The sequence below is a fragment of the Pseudoalteromonas shioyasakiensis genome (assembly GCF_022398475.1).
GTDB lineage: Bacteria > Pseudomonadota > Gammaproteobacteria > Enterobacterales > Alteromonadaceae > Pseudoalteromonas.
In genome coordinates, this window is sequence record NZ_JAKEVM010000091.1 from 1 (window position 1) to 18,658 (window position 18,658).

At 40.8% G+C, this 18,658-nt stretch carries 15 protein-coding genes; 8 read left to right on the forward strand and 7 right to left on the reverse strand.

All coding sequences use genetic code 11. The annotated features are described in order from the left end of the window. Positions 1–77: 77 nt before the first annotated feature. The 3 genes from L1D51_RS14720 to L1D51_RS14730 form a co-directional block, all read right to left on the reverse strand. Complete coding sequence (locus L1D51_RS14720; RefSeq protein ID WP_239963994.1) at positions 78–1,724, reverse strand: tetratricopeptide repeat-containing sulfotransferase family protein; 1,647 nt, start codon at positions 1,722–1,724, stop codon at positions 78–80. Between the two features lie 76 nt (positions 1,725–1,800). Then, positions 1,801–4,659 (reverse strand): TonB-dependent receptor domain-containing protein, encoded by a 2,859-nt coding sequence (locus tag L1D51_RS14725; RefSeq protein ID WP_055021496.1) that lies wholly within the window; start codon positions 4,657–4,659, stop codon positions 1,801–1,803. A 255-nt stretch (positions 4,660–4,914) separates the two neighbouring features. Next, on the reverse strand, positions 4,915–7,263 hold the full coding sequence (locus L1D51_RS14730) for a DNA polymerase II (RefSeq protein ID WP_055021495.1): 2,349 nt from the start codon (positions 7,261–7,263) through the stop codon (positions 4,915–4,917). Positions 7,264–7,413: 150 nt separating this feature from the next. On the opposite strand from L1D51_RS14730, the gene dinG reads away from it, so the two are divergent. The 8 genes from dinG to L1D51_RS14770 all read left to right on the forward strand — a co-directional run bounded on the left by dinG (position 7,414) and on the right by L1D51_RS14770 (position 13,510). Then, positions 7,414–9,489, forward strand: a complete 2,076-nt coding sequence (dinG, locus tag L1D51_RS14735) for an ATP-dependent DNA helicase DinG (protein WP_055021494.1) — start codon at positions 7,414–7,416, stop codon at positions 9,487–9,489. After that, the gene (locus L1D51_RS14740; protein ID WP_239963995.1) at positions 9,489–10,265 is read left to right on the forward strand and encodes a TSUP family transporter; all 777 of its coding nucleotides are present in this window, start codon (positions 9,489–9,491) and stop codon (positions 10,263–10,265) included. The genes dinG and L1D51_RS14740 overlap by 1 nt, the downstream gene beginning before the upstream one ends. After that, a complete protein-coding gene (locus L1D51_RS14745; RefSeq protein WP_239963996.1) occupies positions 10,266–10,874 on the forward strand; it encodes a primosomal replication protein in 609 nt (202 codons plus the stop codon). Then, positions 10,871–11,764 (forward strand): histone deacetylase family protein, encoded by an 894-nt coding sequence (locus L1D51_RS14750; RefSeq protein WP_239963999.1) that lies wholly within the window; start codon positions 10,871–10,873, stop codon positions 11,762–11,764. The genes L1D51_RS14745 and L1D51_RS14750 overlap by 4 nt, the downstream gene beginning before the upstream one ends. Positions 11,765–11,810: 46 nt before the next feature. Then, positions 11,811–12,083, forward strand: a complete 273-nt coding sequence (locus L1D51_RS14755; protein ID WP_063707060.1) for a late competence development ComFB family protein — start codon at positions 11,811–11,813, stop codon at positions 12,081–12,083. Next, positions 12,080–12,238, forward strand: a complete 159-nt coding sequence (locus L1D51_RS14760; RefSeq protein WP_082874113.1) for a YbaM family protein — start codon at positions 12,080–12,082, stop codon at positions 12,236–12,238. Before L1D51_RS14755 ends, L1D51_RS14760 begins: the two co-directional genes overlap by 4 nt. Before the next feature lie 72 nt (positions 12,239–12,310). Further along, positions 12,311–13,198 (forward strand): DMT family transporter, encoded by an 888-nt coding sequence (locus tag L1D51_RS14765; protein WP_239963997.1) that lies wholly within the window; start codon positions 12,311–12,313, stop codon positions 13,196–13,198. A gap of 69 nt (positions 13,199–13,267) precedes the next feature. Further along, positions 13,268–13,510 (forward strand): hypothetical protein, encoded by a 243-nt coding sequence (locus L1D51_RS14770; protein ID WP_054563649.1) that lies wholly within the window; start codon positions 13,268–13,270, stop codon positions 13,508–13,510. 15 nt (positions 13,511–13,525) lie between these two features. On the opposite strand, the gene L1D51_RS14775 is transcribed toward L1D51_RS14770, so the two are convergent. From L1D51_RS14775 to L1D51_RS14790, 4 genes are read right to left on the reverse strand one after another with little or no spacing between them, the layout of a single operon-like run. Further along, the gene (locus L1D51_RS14775) at positions 13,526–14,182 is read right to left on the reverse strand and encodes a tRNA (adenine(22)-N(1))-methyltransferase (protein WP_054563648.1); all 657 of its coding nucleotides are present in this window, start codon (positions 14,180–14,182) and stop codon (positions 13,526–13,528) included. Beyond that, positions 14,182–15,111 (reverse strand): class I SAM-dependent methyltransferase, encoded by a 930-nt coding sequence (locus tag L1D51_RS14780; RefSeq protein WP_239964000.1) that lies wholly within the window; start codon positions 15,109–15,111, stop codon positions 14,182–14,184. Before L1D51_RS14780 ends, L1D51_RS14775 begins: the two co-directional genes overlap by 1 nt. Before the next feature lie 5 nt (positions 15,112–15,116). Further along, on the reverse strand, positions 15,117–17,111 hold the full coding sequence (uvrB, locus tag L1D51_RS14785) for an excinuclease ABC subunit UvrB (protein ID WP_054563646.1): 1,995 nt from the start codon (positions 17,109–17,111) through the stop codon (positions 15,117–15,119). Continuing rightward, positions 17,108–18,487, reverse strand: a complete 1,380-nt coding sequence (locus L1D51_RS14790; RefSeq protein ID WP_239963998.1) for an MATE family efflux transporter — start codon at positions 18,485–18,487, stop codon at positions 17,108–17,110. The genes uvrB and L1D51_RS14790 overlap by 4 nt, the downstream gene beginning before the upstream one ends. Positions 18,488–18,658: the final 171 nt, after the last annotated feature.

Sequence of the window (18,658 nt, forward strand, 5' to 3'; positions counted from 1 at the left end):
GCTAACTATTCCATGTGATATCATGCCCTTAAAATAATAAAAAAGACCATCTAAATGATGGTCTTTTTTATTACCAATTACTTATTTAACAGCGCTTTGGCATCTTGGTAGGATTTTTCATCGGCCTGTATGTGTTCAAGGTAATTTGCAAATCGTCCTGAGGATGACTTATAAAGTGGCTTTCTAACCTGCCATACACTCGCTGTACTTACAGTGCCAGATTTATTGTGAAACCGCTGGGCTTCATCAGTATATTCAAGCCCTAGAAAACTAAACAGCTGTTCTAAAATCTGCTCGGGTGAGCAAACAAGCTGATCGTAATTCAGGGTAAAAATATCATTACTGAAACACGACTGCCAATGTGACTTAATACGTTGCTGCTGCTCATAGTGGTGTAGAGTATCACCTAGGGATACAGCATAGTTTAAGCTCGGACCCAAATGCTGGAAAAAAGCTGACAAGCTATTGTCTTTAATATCTCGCTCTGTCCAGATAATCTTAGCTTTTGGATAGAGCTGCTTGATAATATCTAAGTAAAGGTAATTTTCAGGGCGTTTATCTGTTACATAATGCGCACCTTCAGCTCTTAAAGTTAATTGTTCTTTATAACCATCGATAAATTCAGCCTCTTTAGCCTTATTAACAAGTGCCTTTTCATCGCCAATCAAATTGAATAACGATGAATGTAAATAGGCAATTTCACCCCCTGCCGCTATTTGCTTGTTAGAGCTGATGATTTGTTCAATTAATGTTGAGCCAGAACGAAACATACCGCAAATTATAATGGGTGTTATTGAGCTATTCGCTTCTTGCAGAGCAATATTACGCGCTAAGGTGTATTCAGTAATCTTCTCAACAGATTGGCGATCATAGGCTGGTAAATACTTTTTATTGTATTGATTAGCCTTTACATAATAATACCAAGCTTTCTGATAGTTTTTACAATCATTAAATACTTTACCAAGTGCATAATAAATATCAGCACAGGCTATATCATCTGACTCTCGCTTTAAAATGGCTAAGCATGCTTGTTCATAGTCAATTGCATCGCGCTCAGTGAAGGTTTCAATATCGGCCAATCTTGCTTGAGCCATCGCATTGAATGCATCTATTTTTAAAACCTGTTGAAAGCCTGTTTTTGCTTTCTCTTTATCACCAAGCTGTTCGTAAATATTCGCCAATGAAAAGTGGGCCTGAAGATTATTTTCATCATGACCAATCGCTTGTTGTAAGTAATGTACGGCTTCATCGGGTTGATGTAACTGCTCATTATGCATTAAAGCAATATCTATTAAAGCGGGTGCTTTAAACTGCTCAGATAATGTTAGAGCTTGTTCAAAGAAACGCATCGCTGAATCGTGGTTATCAAGCTTTCTTTCTATTTTTCCTAGCTGAAAGCAAATATCAGCTTGCTGCGGATTTGCTGTGTATAAAGGTAACAGCGCGTTTTTCGCAATTTTGAACTCACCACAACTTAAACTTAATTGTACTAAGGTCAGTACATAATCAAACTTTGTAGGAGCAGTTGATACCAGTTGTTGGCAATATGCAATGGCTGTTTCAGTGTCTTGTTGCTGCATAGCAACTTTGAAAAGGATCTGTAACGTTTTTTCAGCAAACTCAGTGTTCTTTGATAACGGTTTTAATAACTCAACCCCTTGGCTAACTTTACCTTGTTGAAGTAAAGCAACAGCTTGGGTAAACGCGTGTTGTTCTGATGTCATTGTTTCCCCATAATAAATGCTTCCCCATAAAAAAAGCGAGCCGAAGCTCGCTTTATCATACATTAATTAATTCAAATTAGAATTTTAATGAAACGCTTGCGTGGAAGTAACGACCTAATGTGTCGTAGTAACCAGCAACTGCGTTACCATTTGTAGATAATGTACCGCCAACTAGTGGTGGCTCTCTATCTAATACGTTGTTCACACCAACAAGTACACGAGTGTAGTCATTGATAGTGAATGAACCTTTAAGGTCAAGATAGCTTTGTGAGCTGATACCGTCTTGAACTAGTTCATCAGCACCAGTGTAGTCGTTAACACCACTGAAGAAACGCCATTTAGCAGTTGCTTTCCACCAGCTACCAGTGTCATAGCTTGCAGTTAGAACATGACGCCATTCTGGTTGTGGGAAACAGCCATTGTCTAGTGTATCAACACAGTCATACGGTTCACTTACACCTGGAATATCTTCATATTCTTTAGTCATCATGTAAGTACCGATTAGGCTTGTAGAAAGTGTACCACCGCCAATTTCCATGTCGTAGTTAGCACTTAAGTCGATACCTTCAAAGTGAATGTTACCTAAGTTAGTGTTTGTTGCTACAACTTGACCAGAACCAACCCATAAGCTGCCGCTACCAGGTGTACGTTCAATCTTGTCACAGAATTGTGCATCGCCTGTAAGACCACACTGACGAACGATTAACTCAGGGTCAATTGCACCGATTGCATCTTCAAGGTCGATATCCCAGTAATCGATTGAGAAGTTAAAGTCTTCAAATGGGTTACCAACAACACCTAAAGTGATTGTATCTGCGATTTCAGGGCGAAGCTCTGGGTTACCACCGAAGAAACCGTTGTACTGATCTGCAGGGCTCTTACCAACATTACCGTATTGTGACGCTGTTACACCTGTGTTAGCACAAGCTGCTTGACTAAGCTCTGGAGTTGCAGTCGCACATGGATCTACACCACCCCATAAGCCTTGGCTTTGTTGAGCGAATAGCTCACCGTTGTTTGCAGAACGAACAGCACGGTTGTAGCTTGAACGGATTTTCCAGTTCTCAGTTACGTCCCAGTTCATTGCTACTTTATAAGTAGGCTCTGAACCTGAAGTGCTGTAATCAGACCAACGATAACCTAAGTCAATTAATAGACTTTCAACACCTGTGATACCTTCAACGATAGGAACACTTAACTCACCGAAGAATTCAGTTACATCGTACTCACCGTTAAGGCTCTTAGTAGGACCACCTTGACCAAGTAATAGACCTTGCGCGTAAACTTCATCCGCCGTACGGCCGAATGTTTCTTCACGGTATTCAGCACCAAATACTGCAGCAAGTGGGTAATCTGAAGAAGGAAGACCAAACTCAAATTCACCTGTTACGAAACCACTTACGATGAATTGCTCTGTAACACCGTTAAGGATTGCAGTACCAGTTAGTGCGCCAGCTGCTTCAGCAGAAACACCTTGGTAAGTGAATACTTCGTAAGGAATACAGCCGTCAGTTGCCGCACAATCTTCACCATTTGCAGAAAGCGCAGTACTGATACGTGGACCGAAGAAGTCATTTTCGTATGCAGAAGATGAAGAAGTTGAACCATATTGCATGAACGCTTCATATGACCAAAGGTCACTGACTTCACCTTTACTACCTAATACTAGGCGGAATGAGCTGTGCTCAAGTTGGTTAACACGAGGACCACCTTCAACGTTACGCTTACCGATGTAAGTTGCAAATTGGTCACCAGAAGTTAGACCGAAACGGTCAGTTAGGTTTTGACGCTGTGCATCTGTAAGAAGCGGGCTATCATAATCGATAACATAGTTTTCATTGAAGAACGTACCTGATTCTGCGATTTGAGCAGAAGTACGGTCACGCATGAACATAGCTTCAATGAATGGGTGGAAGTTATCATTAACTTCATAGTTAGCAAATAAACCTAACGTGTGACGCTCATCCGGACGCATGAAGTGGTTTACTGGTGCGTAGTTATATAAGTTACCGCTTGAAGGAATGAAGCTGCTATCTGTACCAAGTGTCCAGTAATCGTAATCATCCCAATCGAAACCACCGTCGTCTGTTACGCCAGCGATGTAGAAGTTAGGAACTACCGCGTTACCAGAACCACCACAAGATGTACCAGTAGAAGATAATGCACATGACGAGTAATCACGTGAACCTTGGCGTAATTCATTTTGTTTGTTGTAAGTGAAGTAACCTACAGCATGACCTTTACCGCTATCGAATGAACCACCTAAAGTAGCAGAGAAATCAAACGATGAACCGTCAAAACCAGTGTTACCACTTTCGTATTCGAAACCTTTATCATCCATTAAACCTTGGATGTACTCGTTGTCATTATCGTGTTGATAAGCTGTTGAACCAAGGTTTACTTCGAAACCTTCGAACTGATCGTCCATCACGAAGTTTACAACACCCGCTACCGCGTCAGCACCGTAAGTTGATGAACCACCACCTGTCATAACGTCAACGCGTTTGATAAGTGCAGCTGGAATTTGGTTGATATCAGCAGATTGGCTGTAGATACCACCTGCTTGCATACGACGACCGTTGATAAGTACTAGGGTACGTTGTGAACCCATACCACGTAAATCAAGAGTAGCAGTACCAGAAGCACCATTTGATTGGAATGCAGTGCTTGAAGCTTCAAGTTGAGGCAAGCTGTTCATCATGTCTTCAACACGAGTGAAACCAGCTACTTCAATTTCTTCAGCTGTTGTAACTTGTACTGGGCTTGCAGTTTCAATATCAGTACGTTTGATACGTGAACCTGTAACTTCAATACGTTCAACTTTTTCTACTGCTTCTTCTTCGGCAGCATAAGAGTTTACAGAAAACGCAGCTGTTGAAGCTGTACCAAAAGCAAGCGCTAAGCGAACTGCTTTTGAAACTTTATTATTTAACATTTGATTCTCCCTGGACCACTATATTGTGGCTATATTTAGCATAAGCTTGTTTATTATTTGTATCGCATCAGGACTGCGACAAACAAATAATAAACAAATAAAACAAAATATCCAGCCCTTTATTTACAATTTTTTAATGAAGCAGCAAAAAGTTTACTTTTTCTTATTTTATGAACAAAAAACACACAAATAAGCGTTTAAACTGAGCTGAACAATCATTCATCGCAACAAAGAGTCAAAAAAATGTTAATTTTTCTAAAAAAGCTGTATCTGACGGTCACTTAGAGATGAAATTTTAGTACCCAAATCAACAACAATCATCTCAGCTATTGGCAACAATTGTTTATTAACATAAATGCCATAATCATATTTATGTTTACCTGTGTAGTACTCAGCGCCGTTAGCGGTGTAAACATATTCAATTATTTGACCACGTTGAAACGTTAGGTGGGGATTGTCAGCTAAATGCTGTTTCGCTGCTTTTACATGAGGAGGGATGTTTTTTTGATAATCAGTGAGATGCTGACCCAGTCGCTTGCGATAGGTTAGCTTAGAATCGAATTCACCTGCATAAAGTTTTTTAACATACCTATCAAAGGCTTGAAAAATAAATTCTTGTCTGTAATTTTCAGAAAATAATATTTCAAATAATTCCGTCTGAAATTCATGAGCAAGTTCTGTCCAATCACTTCTTACGGTTTCCATACCTTTGAAGACTAATTTTGAAGCGCCATTATTTTCGACTTTTCCTACATAACGCTTTTTTGAACCCATTGTTTTGCCTCTAATTGTGGGCATAAAAAATGGGCTATAGTGGGTTTCGTACTCAATTTCTAAAAAACTGTCTATTTTATAATCTTGCTGCAAAACCTGCTGCCAGCGTTTGTTAATTTTATCTGCCAGTTTCGTACCGATTTCATTACAGTTTAGTGAATTTAGATCATCATCAAGCTTAACAAAGGTTGAATCTGTATCACCATAAATGACGTTATAGCCCCACTCTTCTATCCATTGCTTAGTTGTTTGCATTATTTCATGGCCACGTAAAGTAATTGAGCTCGACAATCTCGGGTCATAAAAACGACAACCTTTAGAGCCAAGTACACCGTATAAACTATTCATAATGATTTTAATTGCCTGCGAGAGCATAGGCTGGTTTTTATCTTTGGCTATTTGTCTTGTTGCTGCAAGTTCACGAATAAGCTCAGGCAAATGGTGCTCAGTACGTGAAAACTGTGCTTGGTTAAAACCTTCGATTGCGTCATCTGGCTTTTTTAAACCTTCAATTAGTCCCAGAGGGTCTATACAAAATGTGCGCATTATTGATGGATAAAGGCTTTTGTAGTCAAGCACCAAGATATTCTTATATAGGCCAGGCTGCGATGACATGACATAACCACCTGGGCTGTCAAAACTTAAGCCATGATCGCCTAAATTAGGGGCTACATAGCCACTTCTATGTAGTAGCGGCAGATAAAGGTTAGTGAAGGCGGCAACTGAGCCACCCATTCGTTCTAATTCAAGTCCGGTGAGTTGGCTTCTCACAACAGCAAAATCGAGTAACTTAAGTTTCTCAAAAATTCGCAGCACTAACATGCAATCTTGTCTGTTGTAATTAGCAAGAGACAGTTTGTCTTCATTAAACTGGCGAATAATTTCTTCTAAGCGATTATCTGTGCTAATCAGCTTCTCTTCACCAAGTTCAATACTCGCTACATTAGCAAGGCTAAAACTATCGTAGTGATAGGTGGCGTTTTTTAGGGTATCAATACCATCTACAACTACTCGGCCAGGTATTGTAATACGGGTAAAATTACCTTGCCGCAGCTGCATTTTTTCTTTATTGCGGCCAAGCGGTAATTCGACACCGAGTGCTTCAGCGCGGGCATGTAAAACACTAAAGTCAAATTCAATCACATTCCAACCAATGATCACATCAGGGTCGACAGTTTCAATGTGTAAACAAAGCTGATTGAGTAAATCAATTTCATCCACACACCAATGAAGGTTAAATTCAAGTTCACTGGTATCTTGTGGCTGGCCTACCATCAACACTGTATCTATGTGTGCCCCTACTAGACCTATTGAAAATAGCACTCCTTCACCATTACATTCTATATCGAGTGACAAACTTGAAAAATGTGGCGTAAAATCGTTATTTTTTTTGAACTTAGTATCTGTTAAAACAGGATATGGATGGCTTTTTATTTGTATTCCCTGAGCCCAAACTGACCCTTTAATGAAACGTTCCATTAAAAATCTATCAACAGGGCGAATATCATCCTCATATACTTTTATATGCTGCGCTTTGAGTCGTTTCGCTGCATTGTAATAGTGCTTTAATGATGAAAAGTAACAAGAAACTACTTCTTGTTGCATAAAGCTCTTCAGTGCCACAGGTTTAATTTCACAAAAAATACCATGCTCTGAAAACACTCTATTCGCAGCGTCTATTTGAGATTCATTAATAAAGAACACTGCTTTTTGCGGTGTGCTTATTAGTTTTACAGGCCCTTGCTTAGATAAAATCCACACCACAATCGAAATGCCCTTAGCGCTATCATAGCATTGCGTGGAAAGAATAAAGCCGGAGGCTAACTGCATGTAATTAAACCTTTTTACTATAATTTAGGCATATTAGTTAAACAAAGCTAAGTTGATTAACTAATTAAAGTAACAAGTCGCTTGTAGTTGCCCAGTTAAATCTCTAAAATTCATTACTGTAATTATATACATACTTTAGGTTTTCTGGGCATGCTTTCTGACTCTTTAAAAAAAACAATTCGGCAAATTCATAAGCATGTTGCTGATAACCTCACCGATTACCGCCCTAGAAGCAGTCAAAACTACTTAGTTGCCGAGATAGCAAAAACCCTGGCTGGCGAGTATCACAAGAGCCAACGAATTTGTGTTATTGAAGCAGGCACCGGAACCGGTAAGTCACTGGCGTATTGTTTAGGGGCATTGCCTTTAGCGATGGCCAAGAAAAAGAAATTAGTGATTTCGACGGCAACCGTTGCCCTACAAGAGCAGTTAATTAGTAAGGAGCTGCCTTTTTTTAAAGAGCACTCTGGCCTAGACATCAAGTTTGATTTAGTGAAAGGTCGGCAGCGTTATATCTGTGCACAAAAACTCAGTGCTGCTGTAAATGGCGACAGTCAAACGCAAATGGAGTTTATGCCGACCCTGTCATCGCCGCTTTCTGATATGGAAACCAAATGCTTAAAGCAACTTTATGATGCTTATTCAAAAAAGCAATGGCAAGGCGACCGCGATAGCTGGGCTGATACCATCCCTGATAAAGTGTGGAATTTAATTGCCTGTGATAAGCATTCATGCCAACGACAAATGCGCGCTCATCAGCTCTGCCCTTTTCATATGGCACGTCAGCGTCTTATGCAAATGGATGTGCTAGTGATCAACCATTCTTTATTACTGGCTGATCTTGATTTGGGTGGCGGTAAAATTCTACCTGAGCCTGACGATACAATTTATGTAATCGATGAAGCGCACCATTTAGCGCACATCACCCGCGATTTTTCTTCTGCTGCAGCAACCATTAAAGGCACCATAGACTGGCTCGACAAGCTGGTTAAATTTGCTGGTAAAATGGCCAATGTGCTCGTAGGTCAAAAAGCAATTGGGCAAAATTTTAAGCTCAGTGACAGTATCAATGATGCTGGTAAAAACTTAAAAGTGGTGCGTGATATTCTTGATAACGCAGACTTTAACTATAACAGTGATGACACCTATCGTTTTGAGCACGGTGAAATCCCAGCATCTTTACATACCAAAGCAAAAGATATTAGCGATGCCACCCTTGATGCCCTAAGAGCACTCAACAAGATGCACGATACCCTAGTGCAAGACGTAAGTGATGGCGATATAAAACCTTATGTGGCCGATCCAATCTTGGCTGAAAGTGGTCAGTACATTAATCGCTTAGAGTTATTAAACAAGCTGTGGTTTAGCTACGCCACAAAAGGCGAAGGTATTCCCCATGCCAGGTGGATAAAACGCTTGGAATATAAGAACCATCACGACCATTTACTCAGTGATTGCCCTATTGAAGTTGGCTATTACCTAAAAGATAAATTATGGAATCAATGTGCGGGTGCCGTACTTTGTTCAGCCACCTTAACTGCATTGGGTTCATTTGATCACTTTGCCTATGAATGCGGTCTTGCCAAAGAAGAAGGCGTAAAATACATAAAAGTCCCTTCTCCGTTTGATTACCCAAAACAAGCGACGCTACATATCCCTGCCAGCCATATTGAGCCGACCGATAAAGCGTTTAGCGACCACTTGGCTGAGCAATTACCTAAGTTCCTTGATGATAAAAAAGCAAATTTAGTGTTATTTGCCTCTTATTGGCAGATGGATCATGTTGTTAAAGCGCTTCGTAGCAAAGGAATTGAGGTCTTAGTGCAAGGTGAAATGTCTCGTGAAGCACTGCTTAAAAAGCATAAAGCCAATGTAGATTTAGGCCGTGCTAGCTATTTATTTGGTACTCAAAGTTTATCTGAGGGTCTTGATTTACCAGGTAAATACTTAGAAAACCTGGTAATTACAAAAATTCCATTTGCGGTGCCTACCTCACCAATAGAAGAAGCGCAGGCTGAGTTTGTGCAAAGTAAAGGTGGCAACCCGTTTCTTTCGATAACCGTACCTGATGCGGCAAAGAAATTAGTACAAAGCTGTGGTAGACTGCTGCGCAAAGAAAATGATCAGGGTCGCATTACTATCCTTGATCGCCGTTTAGTGACCAAGCGATATGGCAAAGCCATGCTCGATACCTTGCCACCTTTTAAAAGACAAATTGATTATTAATGTTTGAATTAGCTTTAGACCCAGCAACCTGGGCACTATTATGCGCAGTCGCACTGGCAGCGGGCTTTATTGATGCAATTGCAGGCGGTGGCGGGATGTTAACTGTGCCAGCGCTATTAACTGCAGGCTTACCGCCCCATCTCACCCTAGGTACCAATAAACTTGCAGCGAGTTTTGGCTCATTGACGGCCAGCGTAACTTATTTTCGTAAAAAGTTGTTCAACCCACGGTTTTGGGCTGCATCTATTTTAGCGACAGCTATTGGGGCACTCGTAGGCACTTTAGTGGTTGATTACTTAAGTATTGAATTTTTAAATAAATTACTACCGGTGGTGATTATTTTAGTCGCTTGTTACAGCTTATTTGGCAGTTTGAGTACAACTGAGCATAACGAGTTACCAAAGCTTGATAGCAAAACTAAAATTAAACAATGGCTACAAGGATTAGGGCTTGGTTTTTTTGATGGTTTAGCAGGCCCTGGCACTGGCACATTTTGGACAGCCTCAAATAGCCTATTATATAAAATGAGCTTATTGCTTAACTGTGGCCTTGCCCGCTCAATGAACTTTGTTTCAAACTTTATTTCATTGATCACCTTCGTGGCGCTTGGCCATGTGAACTTTTTACTTGGCATCACAATGGGCTTTTTCCTAATGCTAGGTGCATGGTTAGGTGCACATTCAGCAATAAAGTTTGGTGGTAAAATGATCCGCCCAGTGTTTAACACTGTGGTTATAGTGTTAGCATTAAAGTTAATCTATGAGGCATATTTATAAATGCAATCAACTGCTTTTGATAAACTACGGTCACAAATTGAACGGCTAAAACAGTTAGCCGTGCAATTTGATAAGGGTAATTTATTTTCGAAAAATCGCTACATGCAAGCCCAACCAAGTTTGTTTGATAAAGCCGTGTTTAGCACAAAAAGTATGAAGCTAGCCGATTATGTAACCGAAATTGAAGATGAGCTTAACAGCCTGCCGTCAGCTGAGCATCGCCATGCCTATCAATATGCGCTTGAGCGCATTACCCTTCAGGTAGAGGCGGTGTTTAATGTGATCAAATCAACCCCGGTTTGGGCTAAAGAAAATAAATACAGCTTTAAGCCAAAAGCAAAGCCACAGGTTTATAAGCAAGCCGTGCAAAAAATCATGCAGTCATCTCATGAATTGTATGACGAACTAAAACAAAACCATGAGTTTGAACGCCGCTTAGTTTTGATGATCGAAGAGCGAAAGCTTAAGCTCGACGCAGCAAATTCACAGCAAGCAACTGAAATTAATAAAGAAATATTAGCTTTACATGCAAGGCTTGGCCGTTGTCGTAAAGCCATTTCTGCTACTGAAGACAAAATTCAACAGGTCGAGAAACAGCAGCTAAGATAATGTTTTACTATCATCCAAGTTATTCAGCGTTAACTTTACCAGAGCGTCACCGCTTTCCCATTGATAAATATCGCTTGTTAAAACAGCTTGTCAGCAACTTTATTGATGAGCAGCACTTCATTACCCCACAACAAGCGACTAAAGCGCAGCTTACTCTGTGCCATAACCCCGACTATGTCGACGCTTTTTTAACTGGCAGTCTTGATAGCAAAGCAATTAAAAAAATGGGCTTTCCTTGGTCCACTCAATTGGTTGAACGAACACTTTACTCTGTTGGCGCGAGTATTCAAGGCGCTGAGTTTGCTTTGCAACAAGGTGCGGCTTTTAATCTAAGTGGTGGTTATCATCATGCTTTTACGAGCTATGGTAGTGGTTTTTGTATTTTCAATGACTTGGCGATAGCCGCAGCACACTTAATTGATACAGAGCAAGCCGACACCGTATTAATCTTTGACTGTGACGTTCACCAAGGTGATGGCACAGCCGAAGTTACAAAAGTACATCCCCAGATCATTAGCTGCTCAATTCATTGTCAGCAAAACTTCCCGCGAATTAAACAGCAATCAAACTACGATTTTGCTTTAGAGCATGGCACTTCAGATACTGAATACCTTGAAACAGTTAAACAAGCTTTAGCCTTAACAATCAGACTCCACCAGCCAGACATCATTTTGTATAACGCCGGCGCAGACATAGCTTCGGATGACGAATTAGGACACTTTCAAGTGAGTTTAGAAGGCGTGTACCAGCGTGATCATTTTGTATTAAGCCAAGCAAAGCAAGCAGAAATCCCTGTCTTTGCAGCCATGGGCGGTGGCTATCAACGCAATGTAAGCCGTTTGGTTGATGTTCATGGCCAGCTTTTTAGGGCGGCTGTCGATTTATTTTAAAGCTTGGTATACACTAAAAGTGACTGTTTAATTAGGCTTATTTTGTATGAAAATGCATGACGACATTCACAACTACTATGAAAAATTAGTTGTCGAAGACATCACTAAACGCAACTTAGAATCGACTTACAGTGATGATATTATGGCAGATTTATGCTGCACCGTATTAAACCAACTGCCTGCCCGTTACATCCGTTACGATGTCGATATGGAATTTTATTTACCGCAAACAGAACGTATTAGAATGGAGCAACAAGTGCAAACGGCCATCGATGTAGCGATCAGCCAAGTTGCTAAGAAAAAGGAACTGCAAAAATGAGTAATGAGTTAGATAGCGCTCCTAACTACATCAAGATTGCTGTTGATCTTATTATGCTCTTAGAACAAAACGACGTACCTGCCGAAGACGTATTAGCCGCTCTAGAAATCGTTAAATCTGACTTTGAAAAGAAACTTCCCCAATCAACTGATTAATAGTCCGAAAATGGCGAGTATTGGGGCATAAATTTGTTATGCTCAGGTTTTATAATTTAAGAATGTAAAACCATGTCATTGCCAAGTTTATTACGCTTATTCATCCTTGCTGCTATTTGGGGCGCTTCCTTCTTATTTATGCGCATGGCAGCGAATAGCTTAGGCCCTGCAGTATTAATTGAGTTAAGAGTCGGCTTTGCAGCAGTAACACTGTTTATTTTTGCGCTGTACTTACGCAAGAAACTGGCTTTCACGACCCACAAAAAGCATTTTTTCATTATTGGCGCGCTTAATTCCGCCATTCCCTTTTTATTGTTTGCCTTTGCAGCACAAACAATTAATGCATCTACCTTATCCATATTAAACTCAACAACACCAATTTGGGGCGCCGTCGTAGGTATTGTATGGACTAAAACGAAGCCCACTAAAAGTATGTTGCTTGGCTTACTGTTAGGTTTAACGGGCGTGGCCATTTTGGTAGGACAAAATAGCCTGACTATCGACAGCCAAGCTATCACGGCAATTGTTGCGGCACTGTGTGCTTCACTCAGCTACGCCATCGCATCCCATTACACTAAACATGCACCTAAGTTATCTGCTTTTGATAATGCCCATGGCAGTATGTGGACGGCGAGTATCATGGTGCTGCCGCTTATTTTTGTTATTCCTGCCAGAGAAATGCCAAGTAACGAGGTTATGCTTGGTGTGGTGGCACTCGGAGTGCTATGTACTGCAGTGGCATATATCTTGTTCTTTCGCTTGATTGATGACATTGGCCCAACCTCAGCGCTGACTGTTACTTTTTTGATTCCACTTTTTGGCATAGTGTGGGGAAATTTAATTTTAGATGAGCAAATTGGTCCCAATACCTTGGTTGGCGCACTCAGTGTTATCGCAGGTACCATGCTCGTTACAGGCTTTATTCGTATCAAGCCACTTCTAAAAAGAAACACCTTGTAACAGAATGCAAATTGCATTTTTAAATACAATCTATATTCTGTTAGATACTAAAAAAGGAAGGAGAAGTGTATGTCAGGTACTACCATGGTGGTGTTAATCGTGCTGATATCAGTTGGCTCTGGGGTAATTTATGATATGTATAAAAAACACCTTGAGTTTAAATCACGAACTTTAAAAAATTCAAAAGAAGCCAACGAACATGTAGCCGAAGTAACAAAAGAGCTGCAAGAGCTAAGAGAGCGAGTACAAACTCTCGAAGCCATTGTTACTGACTCTAGCTACAGCGTAAAACAAGAGATTAATAAACTTTAATTAAGTTAACTCTAATTAAGATAATAATGCACTGTATTGTTCAAGCACAGGCTGATAATAATCGGCGTCTTGATTTAACATACGTTGGTAATGAGCACATAACTGCTTTAAATACGTTTGGTGCTCTTTACTTGTTAGCTGCCACATTGAGTGCCCTACTCGCGTGATCGGCTGCGAAGATGACGCACTCATGGCAATAACTTCATAAAATCGTTTGTTTTCACACACCAACTGCTCAGAGACGAGCCCCAAGGGCAGTGTTTGTAAATAGCTACGAACTTGATAACTGTGATGCACTGGGCAAACAATAAAGTCGATATGCGTATTTGGCTGTTGGCTTACAATCTTCGCTAAGAACTGCACTAACAACTCACCACCCACTCCAGCAATAATAACAAGATGGCGTTTTTTAGGATCTGGTGAAATCATTGCTACATCTTGGCAATGTACCTGCCAACGGCCGCGTTGCTCTCTTTTAGCAAAACGTTCGAGTTTATCACTTAGTGCCTGCATCAACTCAGGCACAATATCAACAAAATGTATAAGCGGTGCTTTATCTTGCTGTAACAGCTCAATACCTAACAAACCGTGATCACAGCAACAATCCCAGATCTCGTCATAACCTGAATCAACCACATCAACGATGGCTGAAAGCCGTTTACTCAGTGTCATTAGTTTGCTGTTTTATAAACTAACGCTTTTAAGCTGCGATCACTGTCTACCTCAACAAAGCCATCAGTAGCTGCTAATCGCTCAACAAAACTAATTGCTCCTTGTGTATGATCGCTAATGAGATCTTTAAAGGCCTGCTCTGAAAGCTCAGGGCTATTGGCACACAGTAATAATTGGGTGTTTTCATTTAACAGCTCAGGTAAACGACGCAAGATTTTTTGATAATCCTTGGTCAATATAAAGCTACCCTTTTGAAAGCTCGGTGGATCAACAATGATTAATTCATACGGCGCTGATTTTTTTAGTTTACCGAATGATTTTAAAATATCGTGCGGAAAATAACTAACCCCTTGAGCAAAACCATTTAACTGATGGTTTTGTTTACCAGTTCGCAGCACCCCTTTATTCATATCCATATTAATAACTTGGTCAGCACCGCCTTGCATTGCTGCAACAGAGAAGCCACACGTGTATGAAAATAGGTTGAGCACTTTTGCATTTTTACTATTGGCTTGAACAAACTCTCGGCCACGGCGCATATCAGGGAAAATCCCAGTATTTTGGCGACTCAATAAATCGACTTTAAACTTAATACCATTTTCACTGATATGGTGCTGTTGGGGTAATTCACCAAACATCAGGGCATTACGAGTGTTAATGCCGCTACGTTGTTGGTAAACCAATGCACTTACAAGCTCTGGCGCATTCTGTTGCGCCCATTGCCACAGGGTATCAATTAATTGCGCAAGCACTTGTTCATCTATTTCTTCATATGAAACTAAAAAAAGTGCTGGCGGATAAAAGTCTAAGTTTATGTGGCTCAGCTCAGCGACTGAGTGACCACGGCCATGGAATACACGACATAATTCATTAGCAGCAAGTGGAGCCTCTGCTAAGGCATTTAAAATGGCAGAAAAATCGTTTGTCATCATCTTTAGTTAATTAACTGTTGTTGTAATTCGTGAATTTCATCACGCACAGACGCCGCTTTTTCAAACTCAAGATCGCTAGCATAAGCATGCATTTTCGCTTCAAGGGTTTTGATTTGGCTAGCAATATCTTTCGCGCTGAGCACTTGTTTAGACTCTTTACGCACCAACTTAAGGTTATCTTTCGGACTTGCCTCTTCACCCACATCCATAATATCGGTGATACTTTTAACCAGTGCTTGCGGCTCTATACCATGCTCAAGGTTATAAGCTTGTTGTTTTTCACGGCGACGGTCTGTTTCATCAATGGCTTGTCGCATCGAGTTAGTTATGCGGTCGCCATAAAGAATCGCTTTACCATTTAAGTGACGCGCAGCACGACCAATGGTTTGAATAAGTGAGCGAGTCGAACGTAAGAAGCCTTCTTTATCAGCATCAAGTATCGCAACAAGTGAAACCTCTGGCATGTCGAGACCTTCTCGCAATAAGTTAATGCCCACTAACACATCAAACACACCGGCACGTAAATCACGGATAATTTCGACTCGTTCAACGGTGTCGATGTCTGAGTGCAAGTAGCGAACTTTTACATCATGGTCGTTGAGATAGTCGGTTAAATCTTCTGCCATACGCTTAGTTAAAGTAGTGACAAGTACTCGCTCGTTCACTTCAACTCTTTTATAGATTTCTGAGAGTAAGTCATCAACCTGGGTGCCCACAGGGCGCACTTCAATTTCAGGGTCTATAAGCCCGGTTGGACGAATGACCTGCTCAGCAACCTCCCCTGATGAGCGCTCAAGCTCAAAGTCACCAGGTGTTGCCGACACATAAATAGTTTGCGGAGCAATGGCTTCAAATTCTTCAAAACGTAATGGGCGGTTATCTAATGCCGATGGCAAGCGAAAGCCATACTCAACAAGATTTTCTTTACGGCTTCTATCGCCTTTATACATAGCACCAATTTGCGATACAGTAACGTGTGATTCATCAATAATCATCAATGCATCATCAGGTAAGTAATCTAATAATGTCGGCGGTGGATCGCCCGGTGTTCTACCTGATAAGTATCGCGAGTAGTTTTCGATGCCTGAGCAATAACCAAGCTCGGTCATCATTTCAATATCGTACTGGGTGCGCTGAGCAATACGCTGCTCTTCCACAAGTTTGTTGGCACTAAGTAGCTGAGCTCGGCGGTCTTTAAGCTCACCTTTAATTTTATCAATGGCATCAAGAATTTTTTCACGGGGTGTTACATAGTGGGTTTTCGGGTAAATAGTTGCGCGCACAATGTGCTTTTCAACAGCCCCTGTAAGCGGGTCAAAAATACTTAAACGTTCAATTTCATCGTCAAACATTTCCACACGAACAGCGTAAGTATCCGATTCAGCAGGAAATATATCGACCACTTCACCACGTACACGGTAAGTACCGCGGCTAAATTCAATATCGTTTCTTGTATATTGCAGCTCAGCCAGACGGCGCAGCATATCGCGCTGATCGACGGTTTCACCCACTTTCAGTAAAAGCATCATCTTCATATATGAGTCTGGGTCGCCCAAACCATAAATAGCAGACACCGAAGCCACAATAATGGTATCGCGTCGTTCAAGCAGCGCTTTGGTAGCACTTAAACGCATTTGTTCAATGTGTTCATTGATAGACGCATCTTTCTCAATAAAGGTATCGCTGGCAACAACGTAGGCTTCTGGCTGGTAATAATCATAATAAGATACAAAATACTCAACCGCATTATGAGGGAAAAACTCTTTCATTTCGCCGTAAAGCTGTGCAGCGAGCGTTTTGTTGTGTGCCATGATGATAGTTGGACGATTCAAATCATTAATAATATTGGCCATGGTAAAGGTTTTACCCGTTCCCGTAGCCCCTAATAATGTTTGATGCGCAAGCCCAGCCTCTAGGCCATCTTTTAACTGTGCTATTGCCGTTGGTTGGTCACCACTTGGCTGAAACTTAGAAACTAGTTGGAAATGGTCGCTCATGAATGACACTCCTTCATATATGACTCACTTAACCCATCAACTTCTTTGATAAACCATTTATAGGCAACCGTTGCAGTAAATAAGTTACCAATCGCCGCACCAATAAATAAACCGGTTAAGCCTGCAATTTCGCTGCCTATATAAGCAAAAGGTACATAAAAAACAAACAGGCGTACTACACTTAAAATCAGTGCATTCATTGGTTTATGCAGAGCATTAAATGAAGAGTTAGATAAAATAATCACCCCTTGCAGGCCATAACTCAATGGCAAGATATAAATGAACAACTTAATCACATCTATTACCGCTTGCTCTTTACCAAATACATCAGCGATAAAGCCAGAGGTTAACAGCAGTAAAATATAAATAGCGAACTGCCAAATCATCACGAATTTCAAGGTTTTTGTGTAGGCTTCTTTAACACGCTCAAACTTACCTGCCCCAAAGTTTTGACTCACAAATGGCGGCAAGGTCATCGACAAAGCAAGCACCACAAGGCTTGCAATAGATTCAATGCGACTGCCTACACCAAACGCCGCAACCGCTTCAGGACCATGTTTAGCCACTAATGCTGTCATGACCGCCATGGCAATAGGTGTCAGCATATTTGCGCCAGCCGCAGGTAAACCAATTTTAAGAATTTTACGAATCGAGCTAAACGGCGTTTGTACACCAGCATGCAAACTCAATAGACCATTTTTTACCGCAAGGATGTATAAAATGATAACGACAGCAACTGACCATGCAATAACACTAGCAATAGCTGCGCCTTGGATACCTAATGCCGGAACGGGTCCAAAGCCAAAAATAAGTATAGGGTCTAAGATGGCATTAATCAGCCCTGCTCCACCCATAACAATGCTCGGTGTTTTGGTATCGCCACTGGCTCTAAGCACAGAGTTGCCAACCATAGGGGTAATTAGAAATACGCTGCCTAAGAACCACACACTCATATACTCATGAATAAGCGGTAAGACTAATTCGCCAGCACCCAATAACTTAAAGATCGGATCTATTAATAAATAACCTACTACAGATAAGCTAAACACCATCACCACCGATACCAACAACGACATGCTGGCATCAAAACGTGCTTCATCTAACTTATCACTACCAAGTGCTTTAGCGATAACCGCAGAGGTACCTATCCCTAAACCAATTGCAAGGCTAATAACAGTAAAAGTAACAGGAAAGGTAAAACTAACAGCGGCGAGAGGCTCTGTACCTAACAAACTAATGAAGAAGGTATCAACCAAATTAAACATCATTAGGGTGATCATGCCAAAGATCATTGGGATGGTCATTTTTTTCAAGGTTGGCAGAATGGGTGAGTTTAAAAGATCAGGTTTAGTTTTGCTCTGCGGTTTCACGCTCATGGGAATACTTTGCCTCTTTTTCTGAACCTGTAAGTTTAAAGCATCCTTCTCTTGCAAGCTATGCTTTATTAACAGAATCAAAATTCATACACAAAACTATTACTTTTGACGCTTTGACATAAAAATAACCACTAACCCTCATAAAAAACAATATAAAAACAAGTTTAATAG

Coding starts and splice junctions, on each gene's coding strand:
- L1D51_RS14720 (WP_239963994.1), bottom strand. CDS start 1,724: ATGACATCAGAACAACACGCGTTTACCCAAGCTGTTGCTTTACTTCAA.
- L1D51_RS14725 (WP_055021496.1), bottom strand. CDS start 4,659: ATGTTAAATAATAAAGTTTCAAAAGCAGTTCGCTTAGCGCTTGCTTTT.
- L1D51_RS14730 (WP_055021495.1), bottom strand. CDS start 7,263: ATGCAGTTAGCCTCCGGCTTTATTCTTTCCACGCAATGCTATGATAGC.
- dinG (WP_055021494.1), top strand. CDS start 7,414: ATGCTTTCTGACTCTTTAAAAAAAACAATTCGGCAAATTCATAAGCAT.
- L1D51_RS14740 (WP_239963995.1), top strand. CDS start 9,489: ATGTTTGAATTAGCTTTAGACCCAGCAACCTGGGCACTATTATGCGCA.
- L1D51_RS14745 (WP_239963996.1), top strand. CDS start 10,266: ATGCAATCAACTGCTTTTGATAAACTACGGTCACAAATTGAACGGCTA.
- L1D51_RS14755 (WP_063707060.1), top strand. CDS start 11,811: ATGAAAATGCATGACGACATTCACAACTACTATGAAAAATTAGTTGTC.
- L1D51_RS14760 (WP_082874113.1), top strand. CDS start 12,080: ATGAGTAATGAGTTAGATAGCGCTCCTAACTACATCAAGATTGCTGTT.
- L1D51_RS14765 (WP_239963997.1), top strand. CDS start 12,311: ATGTCATTGCCAAGTTTATTACGCTTATTCATCCTTGCTGCTATTTGG.
- L1D51_RS14770 (WP_054563649.1), top strand. CDS start 13,268: ATGTCAGGTACTACCATGGTGGTGTTAATCGTGCTGATATCAGTTGGC.
- L1D51_RS14775 (WP_054563648.1), bottom strand. CDS start 14,182: ATGACACTGAGTAAACGGCTTTCAGCCATCGTTGATGTGGTTGATTCA.
- L1D51_RS14780 (WP_239964000.1), bottom strand. CDS start 15,111: ATGACAAACGATTTTTCTGCCATTTTAAATGCCTTAGCAGAGGCTCCA.
- uvrB (WP_054563646.1), bottom strand. CDS start 17,111: ATGAGCGACCATTTCCAACTAGTTTCTAAGTTTCAGCCAAGTGGTGAC.
- L1D51_RS14790 (WP_239963998.1), bottom strand. CDS start 18,487: ATGAGCGTGAAACCGCAGAGCAAAACTAAACCTGATCTTTTAAACTCA.